This is a genomic window from Streptomyces sp. B3I8 (assembly GCF_030816915.1).
Classification (GTDB): domain Bacteria; phylum Actinomycetota; class Actinomycetes; order Streptomycetales; family Streptomycetaceae; genus Streptomyces.
On the sequence record NZ_JAUSYN010000001.1, the window covers coordinates 84,544 to 105,056 of the forward strand.

Annotated in this window: 23 protein-coding genes and 5 pseudogenes; 15 read left to right on the plus strand and 13 right to left on the minus strand. The window is 68.5% G+C overall.

All coding sequences use genetic code 11. The annotated features are described in order from the left end of the window. The first annotated feature begins 1 nt into the window (after position 1). A protein-coding gene (locus tag QFZ64_RS00440) for an IS5 family transposase (RefSeq protein ID WP_307061106.1) occupies positions 2-819 on the plus strand; the annotation gives its coding sequence in 2 pieces (ribosomal slippage) (positions 2-350 and positions 350-819; 819 coding nt in all). A 76-nt stretch (positions 820-895) separates the two neighbouring features. Here the strand turns inward: QFZ64_RS00440 and QFZ64_RS00445 are convergent. From QFZ64_RS00445 to QFZ64_RS00455, 3 genes are read right to left on the minus strand one after another with little or no spacing between them, the layout of a single operon-like run. Next, positions 896-1,720, minus strand: a complete 825-nt coding sequence (locus QFZ64_RS00445) for a helix-turn-helix transcriptional regulator (protein ID WP_307061728.1) — start codon at positions 1,718-1,720, stop codon at positions 896-898. Positions 1,721-1,749: 29 nt separating this feature from the next. Further along, positions 1,750-2,679 (minus strand): alpha/beta hydrolase, encoded by a 930-nt coding sequence (locus QFZ64_RS00450; protein WP_307061108.1) that lies wholly within the window; start codon positions 2,677-2,679, stop codon positions 1,750-1,752. Further along, positions 2,676-3,140, minus strand: a complete 465-nt coding sequence (locus QFZ64_RS00455) for a nuclear transport factor 2 family protein (RefSeq protein ID WP_307061110.1) — start codon at positions 3,138-3,140, stop codon at positions 2,676-2,678. The genes QFZ64_RS00450 and QFZ64_RS00455 overlap by 4 nt, the downstream gene beginning before the upstream one ends. 95 nt (positions 3,141-3,235) lie before the next feature. Between QFZ64_RS00455 and QFZ64_RS00460 the strand changes: the two genes are divergently transcribed. Next, positions 3,236-3,367: a hypothetical protein gene (locus QFZ64_RS00460; protein ID WP_307061112.1), complete on the plus strand. Its 132-nt coding sequence runs from the start codon at positions 3,236-3,238 to the stop codon at positions 3,365-3,367. Positions 3,368-3,986: 619 nt separating this feature from the next. Then, positions 3,987-4,529 (plus strand): annotated as a pseudogene (locus QFZ64_RS00465) (transposase family protein); the annotation flags it as partial. A 180-nt stretch (positions 4,530-4,709) separates the two neighbouring features. Here the strand turns inward: QFZ64_RS00465 and QFZ64_RS00470 are convergent. The 8 genes and pseudogenes from QFZ64_RS00470 to QFZ64_RS00505 form a co-directional block, all read right to left on the minus strand. Beyond that, entirely contained in the window at positions 4,710-5,108 is a 399-nt protein-coding gene (locus QFZ64_RS00470) for a peptidase inhibitor family I36 protein (RefSeq protein ID WP_307061114.1), read from the minus strand. A gap of 379 nt (positions 5,109-5,487) precedes the next feature. Next, on the minus strand, positions 5,488-5,610 hold the full coding sequence (locus QFZ64_RS00475) for a hypothetical protein (RefSeq protein WP_307061116.1): 123 nt from the start codon (positions 5,608-5,610) through the stop codon (positions 5,488-5,490). 538 nt (positions 5,611-6,148) lie between these two features. Beyond that, positions 6,149-6,897, minus strand: a pseudogene (locus QFZ64_RS00480) (transposase family protein). 310 nt (positions 6,898-7,207) lie between these two features. Beyond that, positions 7,208-7,498 (minus strand): hypothetical protein, encoded by a 291-nt coding sequence (locus tag QFZ64_RS00485; RefSeq protein WP_307061117.1) that lies wholly within the window; start codon positions 7,496-7,498, stop codon positions 7,208-7,210. A 414-nt stretch (positions 7,499-7,912) separates the two neighbouring features. After that, positions 7,913-8,263 carry a hypothetical protein gene (locus QFZ64_RS00490; protein WP_307061119.1) on the minus strand — a complete coding sequence of 117 codons (351 nt, stop codon included), beginning with the start codon at positions 8,261-8,263 and terminating at the stop codon, positions 7,913-7,915. Next, positions 8,260-8,679 carry a hypothetical protein gene (locus tag QFZ64_RS00495; protein ID WP_307061121.1) on the minus strand — a complete coding sequence of 140 codons (420 nt, stop codon included), beginning with the start codon at positions 8,677-8,679 and terminating at the stop codon, positions 8,260-8,262. The genes QFZ64_RS00490 and QFZ64_RS00495 overlap by 4 nt, the downstream gene beginning before the upstream one ends. A 345-nt stretch (positions 8,680-9,024) precedes the next feature. Then, positions 9,025-9,411: a hypothetical protein gene (locus QFZ64_RS00500; protein WP_307061123.1), complete on the minus strand. Its 387-nt coding sequence runs from the start codon at positions 9,409-9,411 to the stop codon at positions 9,025-9,027. A 521-nt stretch (positions 9,412-9,932) separates the two neighbouring features. Beyond that, positions 9,933-10,880, minus strand: a pseudogene (locus QFZ64_RS00505) (IS701 family transposase); the annotation flags it as partial. Between the two features lie 62 nt (positions 10,881-10,942). Between QFZ64_RS00505 and QFZ64_RS00510 the strand changes: the two are divergent. The 5 genes and pseudogenes from QFZ64_RS00510 (at position 10,943) to istA (ending at position 14,922) form a co-directional block, all read left to right on the plus strand. Further along, on the plus strand, positions 10,943-11,218 hold the full coding sequence (locus QFZ64_RS00510) for a hypothetical protein (protein WP_307061125.1): 276 nt from the start codon (positions 10,943-10,945) through the stop codon (positions 11,216-11,218). Next, a complete protein-coding gene (locus QFZ64_RS00515; RefSeq protein ID WP_307061127.1) occupies positions 11,218-11,616 on the plus strand; it encodes a hypothetical protein in 399 nt (132 codons plus the stop codon). Before QFZ64_RS00510 ends, QFZ64_RS00515 begins: the two co-directional genes overlap by 1 nt. A 539-nt stretch (positions 11,617-12,155) precedes the next feature. After that, positions 12,156-12,611 (plus strand): annotated as a pseudogene (locus QFZ64_RS00520) (serine/threonine protein kinase); the annotation flags it as partial. A gap of 170 nt (positions 12,612-12,781) precedes the next feature. Next, the gene (locus QFZ64_RS00525; protein WP_307061730.1) at positions 12,782-13,249 is read left to right on the plus strand and encodes a hypothetical protein; all 468 of its coding nucleotides are present in this window, start codon (positions 12,782-12,784) and stop codon (positions 13,247-13,249) included. Positions 13,250-13,450: 201 nt separating this feature from the next. Next, positions 13,451-14,922, plus strand: a pseudogene (istA, locus tag QFZ64_RS35210) (IS21 family transposase). A 37-nt stretch (positions 14,923-14,959) separates the two neighbouring features. On the opposite strand, the gene QFZ64_RS00540 reads toward istA, so the two are convergent. Beyond that, a complete protein-coding gene (locus tag QFZ64_RS00540) occupies positions 14,960-15,241 on the minus strand; it encodes a hypothetical protein (RefSeq protein ID WP_307061732.1) in 282 nt (93 codons plus the stop codon). Between the two features lie 58 nt (positions 15,242-15,299). Between QFZ64_RS00540 and QFZ64_RS00545 the strand changes: the two genes are divergently transcribed. Further along, on the plus strand, positions 15,300-16,016 hold the full coding sequence (locus QFZ64_RS00545) for an ATP-binding protein (protein WP_307061132.1): 717 nt from the start codon (positions 15,300-15,302) through the stop codon (positions 16,014-16,016). Between the two features lie 495 nt (positions 16,017-16,511). Here QFZ64_RS00545 and QFZ64_RS00550 read toward each other — a convergent pair whose 3' ends face one another. Next, complete coding sequence (locus QFZ64_RS00550; protein ID WP_307061134.1) at positions 16,512-16,676, minus strand: hypothetical protein; 165 nt, start codon at positions 16,674-16,676, stop codon at positions 16,512-16,514. Here QFZ64_RS00550 and QFZ64_RS00555 point away from each other — a divergent pair, their 5' ends adjacent. The 6 genes from QFZ64_RS00555 to QFZ64_RS00580 all read left to right on the plus strand — a co-directional run bounded on the left by QFZ64_RS00555 (position 16,677) and on the right by QFZ64_RS00580 (position 20,201). Further along, complete coding sequence (locus tag QFZ64_RS00555; RefSeq protein WP_307061135.1) at positions 16,677-16,994, plus strand: hypothetical protein; 318 nt, start codon at positions 16,677-16,679, stop codon at positions 16,992-16,994. 274 nt (positions 16,995-17,268) lie between these two features. Continuing rightward, positions 17,269-17,724: a hypothetical protein gene (locus QFZ64_RS00560; protein WP_307061137.1), complete on the plus strand. Its 456-nt coding sequence runs from the start codon at positions 17,269-17,271 to the stop codon at positions 17,722-17,724. A 381-nt stretch (positions 17,725-18,105) separates the two neighbouring features. Further along, positions 18,106-18,774, plus strand: a complete 669-nt coding sequence (locus QFZ64_RS00565; protein WP_307061138.1) for a hypothetical protein — start codon at positions 18,106-18,108, stop codon at positions 18,772-18,774. 42 nt (positions 18,775-18,816) lie between these two features. Continuing rightward, positions 18,817-19,281: a hypothetical protein gene (locus tag QFZ64_RS00570; RefSeq protein ID WP_307061141.1), complete on the plus strand. Its 465-nt coding sequence runs from the start codon at positions 18,817-18,819 to the stop codon at positions 19,279-19,281. Next, complete coding sequence (locus QFZ64_RS00575) at positions 19,245-19,562, plus strand: hypothetical protein (protein ID WP_307061142.1); 318 nt, start codon at positions 19,245-19,247, stop codon at positions 19,560-19,562. The genes QFZ64_RS00570 and QFZ64_RS00575 overlap by 37 nt, the downstream gene beginning before the upstream one ends. A gap of 159 nt (positions 19,563-19,721) precedes the next feature. Next, positions 19,722-20,201: an HIT family protein gene (locus QFZ64_RS00580; RefSeq protein ID WP_307061144.1), complete on the plus strand. Its 480-nt coding sequence runs from the start codon at positions 19,722-19,724 to the stop codon at positions 20,199-20,201. The last annotated feature ends 312 nt before the right edge of the window (positions 20,202-20,513 follow it).

Consider the following 20,513-nt stretch of genomic DNA (forward strand, 5'->3'; position numbering starts at 1 on the left):
CATGGGGCGGGGTAAGTGGAGTTGGATTGTTCCGGACGGGCTGTGGGAGATCGCGGAGCCGCTGAACCCGCCGTCGAAGGCGCGGCCGCAGGGCGGCGGGACGCAGGACACGCCTGATGAGACGCTGTTCGCGGCGATCATCTACGTGCTGGTGTCCGGGTGCGCCTGGCGGGCGCTGCCCCCGTGCTTCGGGATATCGAAGTCCACAGCCCACCGCAGGTTCCTGATCTGGTCCAGAGCTGGCGTCTGGGGACGGTTGCACGAGGAGATCCTGCACCGCCTGGACGATGCCAGCCTGCTCGACCTGTCCCGTGCCGTTCTCGATTCCGCCCACGTGAGGGCTAAAAAAGGGGCGAACTCACAGGTCCGAGCCCCGTGGACCGGGGCAAGCCGGGTTCCAAGATGCACATCCTGTCCGACGCGAACGGACTGCCCCTCCTCGTCGGCCTCTCCGCCGCGAACACCCACGACAGCCTCGCGCTGAAACCCATGGTCGCCGGTCACCAAACGAGACACGACCCCCACCGCGGCCGCTACTTCAAGCCCCAGCGCCTGCACGCCGACAAGGCATACGACGTACCTCACCTGAGGAAATGGCTCTGGGGCAAACACATCGGCGTGCGCATCGCCCGCAAGGGAGTCGAGTCCAGCGAACGGTTAGGCCGCCGCAGATGGGTCATCGAGCGGACCATGTCCTGGCTGACCGGCTACCGCCGACTCAACCACCGCTACGAACGCCACCCCCGCAACTACCTGGCCTTCCTCGGCCTCGCAGCCGCCCTCTGCTGCTACAAGCGACTCGCTCGACACACCACGTAGGACACGATCTTAGACACTCCCTACCCATCAGCAGGCACAGAGCACGAAACGGTCCGCCAACTCCGTTGGCGGACCGTCATGAAAGGCCGAGGTTAGGGGACAGGGGTGTTGCATCGGTCACCGGCGTGTACACCACCAGGCCCGTCCCTGGGTGGGCGTCGATGTTGAACGATGTGTACTGCATGGTTGTCTCTGATCCGTCGGGCATGAGGATGGTCTTCGTTCCCTCCCCCAGGTGTCCGACTTCGTTGCGTCGCCATATTTCGTCGAAATCCGGCGAGGTGGTACGCAGGTCATGGATCAGCGTCTGCACCCGCGGGGAGCGTTCTTCCCAGCGGACCAGTTCGGAACGGAACGTCGCAACGGCCAGCTTCGCCTCGGTGGGCCAGTCCCGGATTCGCCTGCGGGACTCGGAATGCGTGAACAGGATGCGGAGCACGTTGCGTTCCGCGGCGGGCAGTGCCGCGTAATCCGTCAGAACGCGTGCTGCGGCGGCGTTCCATTCGAGGATGTCCCATGACGGGGACTTCAGATACGCAGGGCAGGGTTCCAGCGCGTCGAGCACCACACGCAGCTTGCGTCTCTCGGCAGGGCTCAGTTCCTGGTGGGAGGCGCCGATTGTGCCGTAGGCGAGCAGGAAGGCGTGTTCCCGCTCCTTCGGCTTCAGTCGCAGGGCCTCGCAGATCGCTTCCAGGACGTGGATCGACGGGCGTCCGCCCCGCCCTTGCTCCAGTCGCGAATACCACTCCACGCTGATGTTGGCGGTGACCGCGACCTCAGCTCTCCGCATTCCGGGCGTGCGTCGTGTGGACGACGCTCGCCCGGAATGCGGGTCGATCTGCAACCGCTCACGGCATGCGCGCAGGAACGTGCCCAGTTCGTCCGTATTCTCGTGCGTCAGGGCCGGTCTCCATTACAACTGATAGCTGGTTACAGTTGGGTCCTCATGTGCGCGTGCAGCCAGTCAAGGACGGGCTGCGGGCGGCGCTGGAACTCAAGATAACCGTCCCACCGTCGGCGTGTGTCCTCGACCCACTGCAGCTCCTTGTCGCTGGTATCGAGCATGGCAAACGCGGTCTCGATGTCGTGCGGCTCGGTCAGGGAGTCCTGGCGGACAGCGTACAGATAGGTGGGAACACTGACGTATTGCGCCCAGCTCGTATCGGGGCGAGCCGCGAAGGGGAGGGACGTTCCCAGCATGACGCGGTGATCCAGCTCGGGAAGGTGTTGTTTCCCGAGGCCGAGGATCTCCAGCAGGCGTCCCATGATGACCAGGTCGGAGACCGGCTGACAGGCGACGAGACAGCAGACTTCGTCAAAATCCTCCGGTGCTTGCCGCATGGCCGCGAACGTGGCGTTCGCACCGAGGCAGCGACTGAAGAGGGCCACTCGCATCGACGCCGTGTCCGCCCGGGCGCGAAGGTATCGCAGGGAGCCCACCACATCACGCGCCTCGAACAGTCCGCTGGTCACCGCGCCCCCGTTGGCGGCACCGCTCAAACCGAAGTTGCGCAGGTCGTACGTGAGTACGTTGTATCCGGCCTCGTGCAGGATGGCGTAGTCGGGCAGGAAATCGACTTCCATTCCATTGCCGCTGGGACCCCAGATCGACTGCCACGGCTCCAGGTGGGTCGGCTGACCGGCACGGCTGAAACCCATGGGATGGTTCAGGACGACGACGTCATCGCTGTCAGCCGGAATGAACCATCCTTCGAGGGGGACCCCGTCTAGGGACGGGAAGGTGACGCTCTCGTAGTCGAGGCCGACGTGCGAGGGATCCCTCGCCACAGGGGAACGCAGCGGATTGACGAAAGAGCGGGCCACGTTGTCGAGGATCTCGTCAGCGTTCAGGCTGCTCATCGGCCAGCCCCTGCGGGGGTCAGGTCCTTCAAGGCCTTGTCGGTGGCGAAGTCGATGGGCCATGAAACGTGATCGTGAATCATCAGCCATTCTCCCTCGATACGCTGGAAGCAGTTGGTCGTGCGCACCCACGAGTCCATGTGATGCCCGAACATCGTTCCGGCCAGCCGGACGGCGCATCGCGCGATCGCGAGGTCGGCCTGCGCATAGACACGAAGGTCGGCCAGTTGCAGCTCTATCGGGCCGTCGAACGACTCGTAGAAGTTCACCCAGTTATTCCGCCACATCTCGCCCCCTTCGAACTGGAAGGGGGGCATCAAGTCGAATGCGGTGAAGCCCTCGGGCGCGTAGAACGACATGATGGAATCGACGTCCTTCGATTCGAAAGCTTCCTTCCAGTCCTGCATCCGCGTACGGATTTCCTCATCGAGGGAGGAAGGGGCGGTGCTGTTGACCTTCATCGGATTTATCTCCTGTGTCGCGTCCCGTTGAATCTGCGTCCAGTCTCGGCCGGGGTAGGGATCAGAGCCAGTCCGAGATCATGGTGGTATGTGCAGTGCCCCCCTGGCTGATGCCGTCGGGCCGGCCCGACGGCATCGGCATCGGCCGCGGCCGGCAGCTCAGCGCGCGTACCGCGCCCGACTTCCTGAAGTCCATCGGCTTCGACATCGACGAGGTCAGTGGATGATCGAAGGCAAGGGATTGCTTGCCGGGTGACACCAAGGTCCCCGACAGCCACTCAGCAGTTCGATCGCCCAGCCGGATCGGACCGGCCACGGACGAAGTGGCGGGCGGGTAAGGGGTGGCGTGCAGCGGGTAGTACACGTGCACGGCACTGCGCTTCACGCAAGGCCGTCAGCGCCGGGCGGGACCACCCGCCTGCAGGAGCATCGCGGGCGGGGGCGGTCGTGGCAGTTGAGTGGGAGCGCCGGCCTCGATCCTCCCGCTCGAATGCCGGTTGTCCGCTACGACAGCTCCGGGTTGCGAGGTGGTGTTGCGCTTGCAGACGGAGGCTAGACGAGCATCAAGGTGAGCACGGCCGCGCGCGACCGGCTCGCGCAGCTGGCCGCGGAGCACGGCACCACCATCCGCCACCTGGTCGAGGAGCTCGCACAGAGCACGCCGACGTAGGCGGAGTACGCGGAGCGGGCCGAGCTGGCCCGCGCCGAGCTCGCCTCCGCCCTCGGCAGCGCGCCGAGCCCGGAGGCCGAGGCGAAGGCCCGCGCGCTGCTGGAGCGCCCGGGCGCCTCCTCCCACGGCCCGCGGGCGGCCGCGTAGTGGCGGGGATCGCGGTCGTCCTGGACCACACGACCGCGGTCGTGCGGCTGCTGGCCGACCGGGCGCCGGGCCTGCTCAAGACCCTGCGCGAGCACGACCCCGACTACATCCTCCTGGACGGCACCCTCAGCGAGTGCGACCGCGTGGGCGACGGACGCACCGACTACTCCCACAAACACCGACGCCACGGCGTGAACGTCCAGGTCGTCACCGATCCCGAAGGCCGGCTGCTGTGGATCTCGCCGGCCCTGCCGGGCCGAGCCCACGACCTGACCGCCGCACGCACCCACCGCATCATCCGGATCTGCGAACGCCAGGGCGTCCCCGTCGTCGCCGACCGCGCCTACATCGGAGCCGGCTCCTGGGTCACCACCGCCATCCGCCGCCCGCCAGGCGGCGAACTCACACCGACCGAACGGACGCTGAACCGCGCACTCGCCCAGACCCGCGCCCCCGTCGAACGAGGCGTCGCCCGCCTGAAATCCTGGCGCATCTTCCGCCGAAGCCGCTGCAGCCCGAACCGCATGACGGTCATCGCCGCCGCGGTCCTCACCCTGGAGAAGCAACGCTGAAAGCGCTCAATGACGCGGTCGGCCAGGCCTCCTGCCGGGCACTCCCTGAGCTGACGAATTCTGCTGCCGAGCCCCCAGCTCAGCCCGAAAGGTGGCGGGTCCGGAAGGTACCTCCATGCCGGACCCGCCACCGCCCCCAGTCGGCTCAATTCCCGGGATGCAAGGAGTGTCCGAGATACCTCAGAGGGGGCACGTACGTCCGGGGGTGGCCTTCACCGAACTGGCTACGTTGTCGTAGTGCCCTGTGATCGTCCACGGGCCTGAGTTCGCCGTGATGCAGGCGTCCTCGCCCGTGTAGTTGTAACCGTCATACATGGTGAAGGTGCTGGACGAGCGATTCCAGTACGAGGTCGTGCGGTTGTCCATTCCCTGGCCCCGCAGATCCGCGGAGCCCGACTGGAACCATGCCATCCCGCCGGTCCCGTTGGGACCGTCGAAGATGCAGAAGTTCCCGGCCGGGCAGCGGTCCCATCCCGCGGCAGGCGACGCGGGTGCGGCGTCGGCTTGGCCGACCGCCATGCTCCCGCTCAACACCAATGCTGCACCAGCCGCAGCGCCGGCAATCCATTTCCTGATCATCAGACCTCTATTCCCAGTTGAGTGCCGGCCGCATCATCATCGGCCGGCAGACGACGCTTTCTGACAGACAACCGATGTCCGTCCTTGTGTGGGAGTCCGCCGCGTCGGCGCTCCCCATCCTTTGTGGCTGGCTTCCGGCAAAGCTCTTCAACCGTGATCGAACAGCCTTGGCGCCGAGCGACGTAGGCGCCGGCCGCCAGCGGTACAGGGCAGTTGGGCCGTTGGCCGCCAAGCCTCACCACACCGGTACCCGGTGATCAAGGTTCTGGACGAAGTCCTCGCGAACGCAAGGGACTCGGTCCACCCGCGATGCATCTTGCGGACAGCCCGAACCTTCATGTGACGGCGATGGTTTTAGGCCGTGCAATTCGTCGGCGGGTCAGGGACGGGTCGAGTCGAGGTAGTCCGCGTAGATCCAGACGTTGGCCCTTCCGCCCCACAGATTTCCTCGGAACCAGCCGTCGCGGTATTCGACGGTGTCGAATCCCTGACCCCGGTTCACCTGCCCTAACGGGGTACCACCGGGGGAAACCCTGTAAATGACGTTGTTTGCGGTGACCCAGCACGTCTCGCGCTCGAAGCAGACGTTCTGAGGTCCTGCTGGACGGGCCGGCACCGCAGCACTTGCGGACCCTACGGCGAGACCCATGAGCAATACGGCCGTCGCGCCCGCCGAAGCGAGGCCGCGGGCGAGGTGGGTGGGCTGCATCAGAACACTCCAGTTCTGTGGAGAAGCGGCGAGGGCAGGGTGCGGCCGTGAACCACACCACAAACGCCGACTCTACGGCCGCAAATCCGGCACAGCCCAACGTTTCGAACTCGGTCGAAATGTTCCCGCGCGTTGAGGCAGGTCGAGGCTCGAGGCAGGGAGCTCGGCGCTGCACTCGATGCGCCGTGCCGACGGTGCCGGCCTCGGTGCCAACGCCGGGGCGCCTGGAAGGAAGGACAAGGTCAGCCGGTCTGTGCGTCCAGCAGGGCGCCCAGGTCCGTGGTGTCCCCGGCGGACGGGGGAGTGACGGTGACCGGCTCATTGAACGTTTTCAGCGTTGCCTCTCCAGGGTGAGGACCGCGGCGGCGATGACCGTCATGCGGTTCGGGCTGCAGCGACTCCGGTGGAAGATGCGCCAGGATTTCAGGCGGGCGACGCCTCGTTCGACGGGGGCGCGGGCGTGGGCGAGTGCGCGGTTCAGCGTCCGCTCGTCGGTGTGAGTTCGCCGCCTGGCGGGCGGCGGATGGCGGTGGTGACCCAGGAGCCGGCTCCGATGTAGGCGCGGTCGGCGACGATGGGGACGCCCTGGCGTTCGCAGATCCGGATGATGCGGTGGGTGCGTGCGGCGGTCAGGTCGTGGGCTCGGCCCGGCAGGGCCGGCGAGATCCACAGCAGCCGGCCTTCGGGATCGGTGACGACCTGGACGTTCACGCCGTGGCGTCGGTGTTTGTGGGAGTAGTCGGTGCGTCCGTCGCCCACGCGGTCGCACTCGCTGAGGGTGCCGTCCAGGAGGATGTAGTCGGGGTCGTGCTCGCGCAGGGTCTTGAGCAGGCCCGGCGCCCGGTCGGCCAGCAGCCGCACGACCGCGGTGGTGTAGGCGTGGGCGGTGCCGATGGATATGCCGAATCCGGCGGCGATCTGGGCGAGGGTGTTGTGCTTGCGCAGGTAGGCGAGAGCGACGAGGGCACGCTGGTGCGGCGGGAGCTTGCAGCGGTGGTCACCCTCACGGGTGACGATGAGCATCGTGACCCACTCGACCAGCGCATGAGGCAGGTCGAGTGCGGCAGGACAGGGAACCAACAGGGCTCCTGGGCCGACAGGTCGAGACTTCGAACACCTCACCCAACGGCACGGGAGCCCTGTCCGTTGCGGGCACCGAGGCCATCACCCGATCGGTGGCCAGCCTGAAAACGCTCACTCAGTGGTTCTTCAACGGCTGTCGCACCGGGCGTCGCCCGCAGGCATCGGCTTGATGCCAGCCGCCAGCCAGGGGGAGTGCACCCGCGGCGGAGTGGACTGCGGCTGTGGTTCCGTCGCCTCGCTCACGGCAGGAGTACCACGGCGCCGGCGCAGATCAGCACCGCTGGCACGGCAGGCCCTGTACGGCGGCTCACCGGTCGCCGCTGAAGTGGTCACGAATCTCATCGCTGCAGTCGTCCGCGCCGACCCGGGTTCGCGTGAAGGACAGCACGCCGTCGTCGTTGCCTTCCCTCTTGGCCTTGGCCAACTGCGTCTCGATGCCGGCGATGTACTCGGCGCACTCGGCGCTGACGGGTTTCTCGGGCTGCCGGTCGGGCGCCGGGAAGGCGTTCAGTGCGGCGGCGGCAGCGATACCGGCCACGCACAGCACGACCCCCGCGGCAACCCACGTGCGGCGGCTCATCCGTAACGGCTTGGGCATGCAGGCATCCTACGAGCGTCACGCCGGGCCTCTTCCAGCTCCCTGGAGAAGAGAGCGGCGCAGCCGGCGTCATCGAAACGTGCACAGGTGCCCTGCGGAAGCAGACCACAACGGCCCGGGGAGCGGGTGGATGAGAGCTGTGAGGAATCTTGGAGACTGTGGCTGCGTTCTCCTGTCTCGGGACGTTCGTCCCGATGCTGCTGTGGCCAGCCGCCTGGGGCCCCTTCGGTGCGACCGGTCTCGAGGGCCGGCCAGATGAACGTGGCGTACATGAGCGCTGAGTTCATCGGCTGCGCCGCCGACGGCGTCGCCCATCTTCCGGTCGGTCCCGGCCGCGCTCTCAGCAGATCTTTGTTCGGCAGCCGCACCGGTGCGAAGGGGCCGGGCTCTGGAGGCACGGTCGCTCGCCGGGGGTCAGCGGGCCTGGGCGCGGGCGTGGTAATGCTCCTGCAGTCGGCGGAGCATGATGCGGCAGTACTCGGCCAGTGGCCGGTGCTGGTCCTCGTCGATGACCAGAGCGAGGGTGTGGACGCCGTCGGCTCCCGGTATCGCGGCGCGGGGCTGGGAGGCGCGCAGGTTGGGCCAGTAGCGGCCGTGGGCGAAGCCGGAGGCCGCCCGCCAGGCGGCGCCCACCTTGACCGCGGTGAGGCCCGCGACGGGTGCGGCGGTGAGGAGGATCTGGTGAGTCCTGGGGGTGGTGAGCGGGGCCAGGGCGAGGTGGTCGGCGATGCCGCGGATCTCTGCCCGGCGCTGCGCTCCGCTCATGCCGTCGCCGGTGGGGGTGTGGCCGGTGTCCTGTTCGTGCTGGTGACGGTTGCGCATGTCCTCGTCCCACAGCGACAGCGCGCGGCGCCGTCGTTCGGCCCGGCCCGCGCCGTCCAGGAGCCACAGGCCGGTGGCGAAGTTCTCCAGGGCGCCGCGCAGCAGGGTCCAGGGCTGGTGGGGTCGATTTCACCGGCCACCGTCAGGCGGCGCAGCGCGTCGGCGTGGGCCAGGCCCGCGGTGTAGGAGGCCCGGATCAGGTGAGCGGCCGCGTAGGCGCCAAGCGGTGCGTCGTCGGTGGCCAGGCTGCTGGCCGAGTCGGGGGCGGGCAGCTGCCGGTAGGCGCCGTCCGTGCGGGCCTGCTCGACCTCGCCGAAGAGGGGCAGTAGGTAGGCGCCGTTGAAGTCGCGCGTGCTCATGACCGGCCACGGTAGAAGCCTGAGGGCAGGAGTGGTAGCGGACTGTGCGCGGCCCAGGTCGGAAAGCGCATCTGGGGTTTGTGCTGCCTCCCCGTGTCCCCGGGTGGTCTCGGGCGTCCACGCCGGTCCGCAGGCATCGCCGCCCTGGGCACCGCGTCAAGCCCGGCGCCGGTCTTTTCGGCCGCCGGGCCGCTCTGCCCCAGGCGTGCCTTGCTCTGGGGCAGAGCGGGTACTTGAGGGGGTAAGGGGTGGTGTCCTTGGCGGTGACGCGGTCGTCGAGGTAGATGACGGCCGTCGGCCCGTCCGCGCCGTTGGAGGGGACGATGTTGTCCAGAGCCTGGGAGATCACGGCGCCGACACGGCGTCCGATCGAGCGGTCCAGTTCGGTCCAGGGCTGCTCAGAGTGTTCGGCTGGATGTTGCGGCACCAGCTGAGCACGGCGGCGAGGGTCGTACCGGACAGCGGCACCGTGACCATCGCGTCCTCCTCGGTGGTGACCTCGTCCTGCGCCGGGGGCCTGAACGCGCTGTTCTGCCCTCGTTCGCGACCGGTGATGATCGTCTCGCTGTCCTTGGGGACGTTGTCCAGCAGGTAGGCCCAGGTGTTGCGGTGGCAGCGGATGCGTGCCACCCCCAGGCCTGCGGCCTTGGCCATGTCACCGCGGAAACTGTCGTAGCTCGCGGGCCAGTCGCTGTAGGGCGGCTTGCCTAACAGCTTGGCGATGAATCCCAAGAGTGCTCCTTCTCTGACGGTGCACGGGTTTCAGGCACCAGTGATCAATCTGAACGTCAGGGAAGCCTGCCACCATGCGCCCGGGTTCATCCCACCGTTCACGGGCAGGAGGGACCGTCGGCGCACGGGGGGAAAGGGCGGTCGCGGCCAGCCGCACGGTCGTTCCACTCCTCCGGCGCCGGTGGCCAACTCGGTTCAGGAGGTGAGGGATCGTCGAGAAGGGCCGGGGCTGTCAGGAGCGTGGCGCCGTTGGCGCCCCTCCTTCGCACGACGACGCGTGATCATCGGCTCCCTGGCGGGGGCGTGGTCCGGCATCGTGATGGGGGTGGTCTGTGGCCTGTCGCTGGCTGAGATCGTGCGCGCTGGGCGCCCATGGAAGCACCATCACGGTCCTCAGCATCGCCTACGCCGGACTGGACTAGTAGGACTCCGTTAGGTTGCTCTGGCTCTTGAGTTTGGGCTGGTGGCGGGTGTTCTGGGCAGGGGGCGGTGGCATGTGGTGCAGGTGCCGGTCCAGCAGTTCAACAGGTCTTGGATGGTGTCGAGGATCTGGTAGAGAGTAAGTCCGGTGTATCGGCTTTTGGGGCCAGACGCTGTTCGGTGAGGACGGCATGGGCGGCGGTGACCAGGGTGACGTGGTGGTGCCAGCCGTTCCAGGAGCGGCCCTCGAAGTGGTCCAGGCCGAGGCCGTGTTTGAGTTCGCGGTAGTCGTGCTCGATGCGCCAGCGGATCTTGGCCAGTCGGACCAGTTCAGCAAGCGGGGTGCCGGCGGGCAGGCTGGACAGCCGGTAGTCGGTGGGTGCTTCGGCGTCTTCGGGCCACTCGGCCAGCAGGGTGACCTCGGGCAGGACACCGTCCCAGTGGCCGTCTTCGGTGGTGGCGGCCTGGGCCAGGCGGCGGGCTCGGACGCCGGCCGGCCGCACCCGCGCGGCCAGAAAGCATGAGCGCATCGGCCCGCGGGAGCCTTCCCGCCAGGTGACCTCGGTGAACGCCTGCCGCCCGTGGCCGGCCGCGAGTACGTCGACCGGGGACGGCTGGTCGCGGTAGCGGGGCTGCGGCTTGCGGCCGTTTCCCGACCAGGCGGGAGCCGTGGGCATCGCATCATGCGGGTGAACGGTCACGTCCGAACGGATGGCCACCACGTAGTCGATGCTGCGACGTTCCAGTCCGTCGCGGAAGTCGGCGTTCTGTCCGTAGCCGGCGTCGGCCACCAGCACCGGCGGCACCAGACCCCACCCGGCCAGCTCATCAATCGTGTCCAGGGCCAGGCGCCACTTCTCCCGGTGCCCGACCTCGTCCGGGATCCCCGTCTTGCGCCGACGGCCCGGATCGTCCGCCCACTCCTGGGGCACGAACAGGCGCCACTGCAGCGGACAGGACGCGGTGTCGGAGACCGCGTGCACGCTCACCGCGACCTGGCAGTTGGCCTGCTTGCCCAAAGCTCCGCAGTACTGGCGGGCAACCGCCACCACGCACTGCCACGCAGACGTCTCCCTCTACCAGCGGTAGAGGAAGGCGGTAGAGTCGGGGTATGGCAGCAGACGAGACGAGCATCAAGGTGAGCACTGCCGCGCGCGACCGGCTCGCGCAGCTGGCGGCCGAGCACGGCACCACCATCCGCCACCTGGTCGAGAACCTCGCGCAGAGCACCCCCACCCAGGCCGAGTACGCCGAGCGGGCCGAGCTCGCCCGGATCGAGCTCGCCTCCGCCCTCGGCAGCGCGCCGAGCCCGGAGGCCGAGGCGAAGGCCCGCGCGCTGCTGGAGCGCCTGGGCGCCTCCTCCCACGGCCCGCGGGCGGCCGCGTAGTGGCGGGGATCGCGGTCGTCCTGGACCACACGACCGCGGGCGCGCTGTACGACCCGAAGGACCCCTTCAACGAAGCGGTCGCCGCGTTCTACGTGCAGGCCTCCGGCGGGCTCGGCGAGCTGTACGCGCCGGTGCTGTCGCTGACGGCCGGCGACGCCGAGCGGCCCGGCCTGCTCGGCTACATCAAGGGCCTGCGGTACATCCGGATCGAAGCCTTCGACACCGACGCCGCCGTCACCGCCACCGAACTGCTGCGCTTCGGGCACTCCTTCGCCGCCGTCCACGCCATCCACGCCGCCCGCCCCTCCCCCGCCCACCCCGGCGGCCGGTACCTGCTCACCCTGACGCCCAAGGCGTATGCGGGCACCGGCGTCCAGGCCGTCCACCCCGACCAGTAGGCGGCGGCCACCTGTCGCGTCGGCCCAGGTCTGACGAGCCTCGGCCTGACAGCCGGGAAAGGCCCGGCGCCACTTCGCCGGGAACAGCACCGCCCGACACAGGGCTGGTGGGATTCTCTTTTCTGACACACCCGGCCGCAGGCCGAGGGCCTTCCGGAGGAACCGTGCAGTTCACTGTCCTGCCCGTCGGCGGGCGGCCTGTCTCCCCCGCACCGGGGCAGGCCTTCCTGGTCCGGGACGACTGGGACGACTACAGCTTCAAGACGACTTTCCAGCTGCTCTGTGTTGATCCGCGCGGCGAAATCAGGGAAATCGGCGGGGTCAAGATCGGCCGGTTCGGCATGGCCGCGCCGGCCAGGACTCCGCTGCCGGACGACTTCGAGACCCTGGACGGGAGCTTCTTCTCGCTCGGGCTGCGGGACACCTACTACGAACGGCTGCGCGAGCTGGGTGGCGCGCTGCAGCACACCGTGCTGCGGGCTCTTCACGATGTCTGCTTCGATCTGGACCTCTTCTCCCGTGCCCGCACCGAGAACGTGATGGGTACGTCCCTGCTCCGGTCTGTTTCCGCCGACACCGTCGCGGGCCGTTTCCGGGGCGTCGGCATACCCGCAGGTTCCTCGGCGGACATCACCGAGGTCACCCGGCGGCACCTGTTCGACGCGCTGCGCAACACGGGGACGAGCTGGTCGGGAAGCCTGGACGAGGTCACCTTCCTGCGCAGGCTGTACGACCTGGACCGTCTGAAGAGTCATGACCCGCGGTTCGCCTCGGCCGAGGGCGACATCGTCCAGCACCGCTACAACAACCCCGAGGACTGGGACGACGACTGGGTCTTCGGCGACGACCGCTTCGGACTGTCCGACGGCGCCGACGAGGTCCTGCTGCGCTTCCTGGCGGAGATGATCCACCCCGCCGTGCGGACGGACTCCAGCGAGGTCCAGCGGCTGCTGGCACTGGTCAACGGCCATCTGGCCCCCGACGGCTACGAGCTCGCCGAGGCCCGCACGGTCAGCGGCTACCCGGTCTACGAGGCCCGCCGGATACCAGCACGCCCCCGCACCGAACACCCCGCTCCCCCGGCCGGGACGCCCTCCGCACCGTCCGGCCGGGACGGCTGGGCCGCGGTCCGCCGTGCCGCTCGCGGCGAGCGCAAGGACTACGCCTGCCCGCGTATGCCAGTTCCGGACGGGGGCCAGGCGGACGTGTTCGAGGCGGTACACAAGCCCACCGGCACGACCGTGGCGCTGAGGAAGCTGCACAGCAAGTACCCGGCGGAGCGCCAGGTGCCCGCATGCGGCGGGAGATCGAGATCGGCCGGCTGCTGGACGGGCATCCCCACGCCATGCCGGTTCTCGACTCCGGCGCCGACCACACGTGGTTCGTGATGCCCTGGGCGGATGCGACCGCCGTCCAACGCCAGGAGCTGCTGCGGGAACCGGCCGAGCTGCGCGCCCTGGTCCACGCCCTGGCATCGGTGCTGGCCGCCGCGCACGAGCACGACTGGCTGCACCGCGACATCAAGCCCTCCAACATCCTCTACTTCGACGGCCGCTGGGCCCTCGCCGACTGGGGCATCGTCCGCCGGCCACGAGGCCAGACCACCAAGGCGGGACGCACGGGCCACTTCTGACGGCGGCCGTGGCAAAGTCCAGTTGTGCGGCCAGCCGAGTCCAGGCTGATGGCCACCGGAATTCCAGGTGGATGGCCGTCTGACCAGTGGTGTTCCTGATCACTTCCTTAACTGGAGGAGACCCCTCCGACCATTTGCTGGTGTTTGCACGCATCAGCTACCGGCCGGAGAGGTCCTGTGACGAAGTCTGACACGGAGATCATGGAAATCCTTGAGGCGTACGACCTGACCGGGACGGTCTGGTCCGCGGCGACCTTGACGGGGCACGACCCGAAGACGGTCAAGCGGTATGTCGACGCCCGCAACGGCGGGCGCAATCCCTATGAGCGAGAGCCGCGGCCGAAGGTGATCGACGCGTTCCTGGAGAAGGTCGAGGAGTGGGTCGAGCAGTCGAAGGCGACGATCCGCGCCGATGTGGTCCACGACAAGCTCGTGAAGATGGGCTACCGGGGCAGCGAACGCTCGACGCGACGGGCGGTGAACACGGCAAAGACCGCGTGGAAGGCGGGCAAGCGACGAACGTACCGGCCGTGGATTCCCGAGCCGGGCCGGTGGCTGCAGTTCGACTGGGGCGAGGGGCCGCGCATTGCGGGGCGTCGGACCTGGCTGTTCTGCGCATGGCTGTCCTGGTCGCGGTTCCGGGTGGTGATCCCGGTCTGGGACTGCACGCTGGGCACTTTGGTGGCCTGCTGGACACCACACTCAGGCGGATCGGCGGGGCGCCGACGTATGTACTGACCGACAACGCGAAGACGGTCACCGTCGAGCGCATCGCCGGGATCCCGGTACGTCATCCGCAGATGGTCGCCGCGGGCCGGCACTACGGCTGCCAGGTGGTCAGTTGCGTGCCCTACGACCCCGAATCGAAGGGCGGCGCGGAGGCCACGGTCCGCATCGCGAAGGCCGACCTGGTGCCCACAGATGCGAACCTGCTGGCCGCCTACGACACCTTCGCCGAGCTCGCCGATGCCTGCCTGACCTGGTGCGATGCGGTGAACTCACGCCGTCACCGGGCGACCGGGCAGATACCCGTCGACCGTCTGGACATCGAACGCACCACGCTGCATGTCCTGCCCATCGAGCCGCTCGCGCTCGCACTGGGCGAGGAGAGACTGGTCGGCTCGGACCGCACCATCAGCTTCAACTCGGTGCGCTACTCGACCCCGCCGGGCTATACCGGTGCCAAGGTGTGGTGCCGGGTGCTCGGCGAGGAACTCTCCATCACCGCCCGCACCAACTCCGGTGACATGTCGGAGATTTGGCGCCACCAGCTTTCCACCCCGGGTGTTCCACAGATCATCGACGAGCACTACCCCGACCATCCCGACGGCCGCAGCATCCACCAGCCGAGGCTGCAGCCCCGCTCGGAAGCGGAGATCGCGTTCATAGGCATCGGCGGCGGGGCCGGGCGCTGACTCAAGGAAGCCGGCCCCGCCGGCGCGGTCCGCATCCGCGCCAAGATGGCCCGCGCGGTCGAACTGGCCACCGTCCTGGGCAACGACAAAGTCGACCAGGCCCTCGGTCTGGCGGCCACGGCCGGACGCTTCGCCGACGACCTGCTCTCGATCCTGGGACACATCGCCGACAGCAAGCCCGCTGGCGAGGTCGTCCGCGCCGACGAGTCCCACTCCGTCCAGAACGGAACCATCGGCTGGCAAGCCCTGGGCCAGTAGGCAACGACTTCAGGGAAGTTGACGCACGACTCTGCGGTCAGTCGCCGACAAACCACAGATAACGGTGTGACCCCTGCCCGACGACCTGGCACAACTCGCGAGCCTGCCCGGCCCAGTCACCGCCGCAGGCAGCCGGGAGCCGGTCGAGTTCCGCCAGCAGCAGCGACACCTGCCGATGGTTGAAGACCGCATCCCCATAGGGAATCAGGCCCCAGAGCATCGGGAACAGCCCCGGATTCAGATCACCGAAAGCGGAAGTCCACTCCACCCCGCCCTCGGCCCGGGCTATGACGTCGCCGCTGTCACCACGCACCTGCATATCTATCACCCGTTGAGCCTATCGGCGCCAATCCTGACCGACGAAGGAATTAACGACCATGACGTTCCCCCAGGCCCCGGCCCTGCCCGAGGAGCTCGACAAGCTCATGCGCCGCATGCGCCTGCCCTACATGCGCAAAGCGGCCCCGGACGTCCTGGTCACCGCCCGAGCCCAACGCTGGGACCCCGCCGAGGTGTTGCGGCTGCTGATATCCGAGGAGGTCACCGGCCGCGACGCCGCCACCCGGCGTCTTCGTCGCCACTCGGCGAACTTCCCCACCGGCAAGACCCTGGGCTCCTGGCGAGCCGAGGACTCCACCATCCCCGAACCCACCCAGAACTCCCTGATCACCCTGGAGTGGATCGGCCGCGCCGAGAACTTGGTGATCGCCGGCCCGTCGGGGACAGGCAAGAGCCACTTCACCGAGGGCCTTGCCCAGGCCGCGATCGAGAAGGACCTACGGGTGTCCTGGTTCACCCTGGAGACGCTGAGCGCCGCGATCGGCAAATCGAAGGTCGACGGATCCACCGCACGGACCGTCGCCCGGATCTGCCGCGCGGACCTCATCGTCATCGACGACACCGGCCTGCTGCCCCTCGGGGAAGACGCCGCCAAGGCGTTCTACCGGATCATCGACGCAGCCTACGAACGCCGGTCCATCGCTGTGACCAGCAACATTCACCCTTGGCTTCGACACGATCATGCCGAAGACTCTCGCGGGCGCGAGCACCGATCGCCTCATGCATCACGCTCGCCTCGTGACCACCACCGGTGACTCGCATCGCCTCGCCGAGGCACTCGCCGGGAAGGGAGTGGTTCCCTTGAACTGACACCCACCCCGGGAACACCACTGGCCACACGCCTGGCTTTCTGATGGCCACCAGCCTGGGCCTCCAACGGCCACCCACCTGGGCATCTCAATGACCGTTGACACTTCCTCGGCACCGAGGGGTTCGCCGCCCCGGAGCTGTCCAGAACGCCTCATGAGGCCACGGCGTCCAGTGACATCTACGGCGTCGGCAGAGTCATCGCGTGGGCCCTCACCGGCACACTGCCGGAGACCAACATCCCCCTGCAGGCCCCTCCCGGCCCATGGCGTCCCATCGTCCGCGCCGCCACCCAGCAGGATCCGCAACGCCGCCCCCAGACCGTCAGCGATCTGCTCGCCCTGATCGACCGCGAACACGCAGCCATCCCCGAAGACCCCTTCCAGAGGGCCCAGACGCTGCTCGAAGCCGCCGGCACCGGCGACTCGGCAGCCGCGGACACGCTACTGACCCTGGTCGGCGACCACCCGGAGGACTACGAACTCCACGTCGGCGTGCTCACCCGTCTGGACACCCACCAAGCGGGACCGGCCCTCGAACGAGAACCCGCGCAAGCCCATCGTGTCCTGCGGGCCCTGGCCGAGCACGTGCACGGAGTCGCCACGCACATGGTGCAGTTCGGCGACGCCGCAACGGTCGTGATCTGGCTCCAGGGCATCTGCGCCTACGCCACCGACCAGCGCGACTGGGACCTGCTGGAGGAGGCCGCCCACACCATGTGCACCTGGGACGGGGTCTGGGATCAGTGGAGCGCCCAGGACAAGATCGCCCCCTGGCTGCGGGCTCTGACGAGCGAGGCCGCATCTGTCATGGCCGCCATCCTGCGCGACCATCCGGAATCTGCCCAGCACTTCAGCCACGTAGCCGACGACCGCACCGCCCACCCCCGCATACGCCAGGCAGTGCGCACAAGAGCGGCTCCCTGAAGCAGGTAGGTGAGAGGTACTGCGAGTTGAGCGGAACGGGCAGCCGGACTGAAGAGAAGCCGAAGCCTGCCTGGTCCTCGCACCAGCGGGACCAGCCGGGCAAGCCCCTGTCCCCGTGCACGCGGTCGCCTGCACAGCCCGCCCCGACGATGAGACCGTGCTCTTGTGGCTGGTCGGCGAGACCGCCAGGACCGTTCGCCTCGCGGAACGGATTCCGTGCTCAGCCCGGGCGCAGGCGTGCCCGGCGCGGGCACGCCCTGGGTAGCGTGGACGCATGACCAGTAGCGGACGGCAGCGGCGGGACGGCTCCGCCAAGCGCGTGCAGCTCACCAGCGGTGACCACGGCGGGCCCAAGGACAAGAAGCCGAAGGGCTCGCGCAAGTCCACCGCCCTGGGCGGCAAGACCTCGCGGGCCGCGCGCCTGCGCGAGGTCGAACGCTTCCGGGAATCCATCCGCGCCGCCGAGCAACGCCGCACCGCACGCCAGGGCTCCCCCGCGGTGACGTCCCCGGCCGGGACGGAGCAGCACACGCTGTCAGAGGAGCATCCGGCCGACGCGGACACCACGTTGCAGGTCCATCTTGCCGCCTGCGTCCAGGCAGCCCACAACCACGACTGGGGCCTGCTCAGGGACAGCGCCCGCCAACTCGCCGAGGCCGCCGACCGGCTCGACGCCGACGCCGACGCCCGGCCAGGCGACCGCACCCGTCCGGATAACGCCGCCCTGTAGCTGCAGGTGTGGACCGGCGAGGGCACAACTGGGTGGGTGGTGCCCTCGATGAAGCCAGGCAAATGACGTCGGGCGCAGCACGACACTCCCGGAGGCCGCGGGCCGAGCGGTCGCCGGGTTCCTCACCCCGGCCGGAGAGCACCCGTGGACGGGGGGCGTTCAGTGCGGGGGCGCGAGAGAGTTGAAGGACCACCGCCGCATCGGCGGGGACAAGGTGCGTTCGACCTGCGCGACTGAGTGATCACGGGTCCACCTCCGCTCGCGCGGAGAGCACGCCCCCACTGTAGCGATCAGGCGCGTCGTCCGGGCCCATACGCTCCTGCCGACCCACGACGTCCGGCTCGGGGCACGTGCTCGTGAGGTTGGGCTATACAGTCCGGCATGAGCATCCTCGACACCTCCATAACCGCAGCCTCGGCAGCGTTCACCGGCGCTGCCGCCTACGGCGCATGGAAGGCCTCTCGCCAGGCGAACATGGCAGCCCGCTACGCGAACGAGACAGCGACCGTCGTCGCGCAGATCGAGCAGGAGCGCTGGCACAGGGAACTGACGCCCCAGCTCCGGATCAAACTCCAGGCGGAGCCTCATGAGGTGCTGTACGTGCGCTTCGATGGTCCGGCCAAGCTCGGCGAACTCCACATCGAACTGCGCATTCAGGATGACCTCTTGGGCTCCCGGACACACCACATGGCCGGTCTGACACCCGAGCAGCGTGCTGAAGCCGACGAAGCCGTCTGGGGGCCGTACCGCTTCAGGCCCGGAGTCGATTACGCGGATGCACTGGGCCGGGCGGTCCCCGCGTTCCCTCTCCTCCCCGGCGGCCGCACCCGGCTCGCCGTAGACCCCTCCGCGGCCCTCCTGGTACGAAGGCGTCGACGGCGAGCAGGGCTGGCGCGACCGCTACCGCGCCTCTCCCATCCGCCTCTGGACGACCTGCACCGTCCCGGATCACAAGCCCTGGACGCTCGCCTTCGCGGTGCCGCAGGACGGCAGCTGGGCCCTCGGCGGCGCCTGACCCGGGACGCGCGCCACGTTCCCCGAGGCCGGTGATCCGCTGCTGGGCTGTCAGTCCCCGCTGCCAGGGTGGCCGATATGACGATCAAGGACGTGACCGGTCACGACGTAGCCGGAAAGCGGATAGAGGACACCCTCGAACGCGGAGTGCACCGGGCTTTCGGGTACTGGGCCAACATGCGCCACCACGGCATCCGTCCCCTGCGGCAGGGACTCCGGGAGATGCGCGGCGACCTCCTGGACCTCGCCGGCGCCCGTACTCTGGCAGATCCCGCCCTGGAGGCGCCGTGGTCGCGGAAGGTCCTGATCACCGCCGCGGAGTGCGCTCTTGGTGAGCTGGCTCTGGGCACCTTCCCCGACGGCGACTGGGACGTCCCCCTCCCCCTCGTGGACGACACGCTCACCAGCCAGAAAATCCACTACGAGGAGGCCGGGGAACCGGCCTCACCGGCGACCACGGCCCAGACCTGGGTCCAGGCTTTCACCCTGTGTGTGATCAGCGACTGGTGTGGGAGCACAGTCGGGTCATCGGTCCCCTGCTGAGCGAGGACTACGCGCCCGCCATCCGCGACGGGGTGCCCGACTCGAAGCGGGAGTCGGTATCCACTGCGGCCGACCTCGCCGAAATGGACGCGCTGTGCGACTACCTCACCGTCGTTCGCGGGCCGGCGCCCGGGGCCGTTCCCGGCCCCGTCCCCCTGCAGAAGCAGGACCCTGACACTCGAGCCCGCGCCGCTGAGCGGCTCGACGCGGCCGGCGCCCTTGATCCGGACCAGCAACTCCTTCGGACCCTGCTCGACAACGACCAGGATGCCTTCGAGTAGACCCTTGCCAAACGGCTGCTGGAACACCGCGCACATGTTGATGGGGATCTTTGAAAACGGCCGGGACCGCTCCTCACCCCACTTGCTTGGTCTTTGAACTGAGTGGGGAGGATGGGGATCGAAGAGCGGTCCTTGATCACCAGAATGTAGGTTTTGGCCATGACTGGTGACTGGCGGATGGACCGGATCGGGACTGCGGTGAGGGGCGAGAACCCGACCGTCCTGCGACGGCTGACGTCGGGGTTCGCGGTGATCGGGGACGTTCAGTTCCTGCCCGGCTACTCGGTTCTGCTGGTGGACGAACCGGATGTGCAGCGGCTGTCGGACCTGCCGAGGGCGAAGCGGCTGTCGTTCCTGTCCGACATGGACCAGCTCGGCGAAGCTGTCGAGCGTGCCTGTCGGCGGCTGGACCCGGCTTTCCGCCGGGTCAATCTGGAGATCCTGGGGAACACGGACCCGTTCTTGCATGCGCATGTCTGGCCGCGGTTCGAGTGGGAGCCAGCCGATGTGGTGGGCAAGCCAGTGTGGCTCTATCCGCGTGAACGGTGGAGTGACGAGCAGTTCAGGCTCGGTCCGCAGCACGACGCGCTGCGGGATGCGATCAGCAACGAACTGGACCAACTGCGCTCGGTGACCTGAGTGTTGCGGGCCCGCCGACCGTCAGGTCGGCGGGCCCGGAGATCGGTGACGGTCAGCCGAAGCTCACTGGAGGCGTCTGAGCGGGACGATGTCGGTGACGCGGTTGGTAATCGTGGGGCGGGCGGCTTCCTGGGTGGCGAGCAGGGCAACGATCGTGACGGGCTGGTCGCAGTGAGGACAGTTCCGGACTGCCGTCGGTGCCAGAGGGTCGATGGCCCCGGGGGCTGTCGGCTGCGGAGCGGGCGGAAGGGCTCGGGGATGTTCGCCGAGACGGCGTGCTCGTTCTTCGTCGCGGGTCCGGTTGCGTTGCCT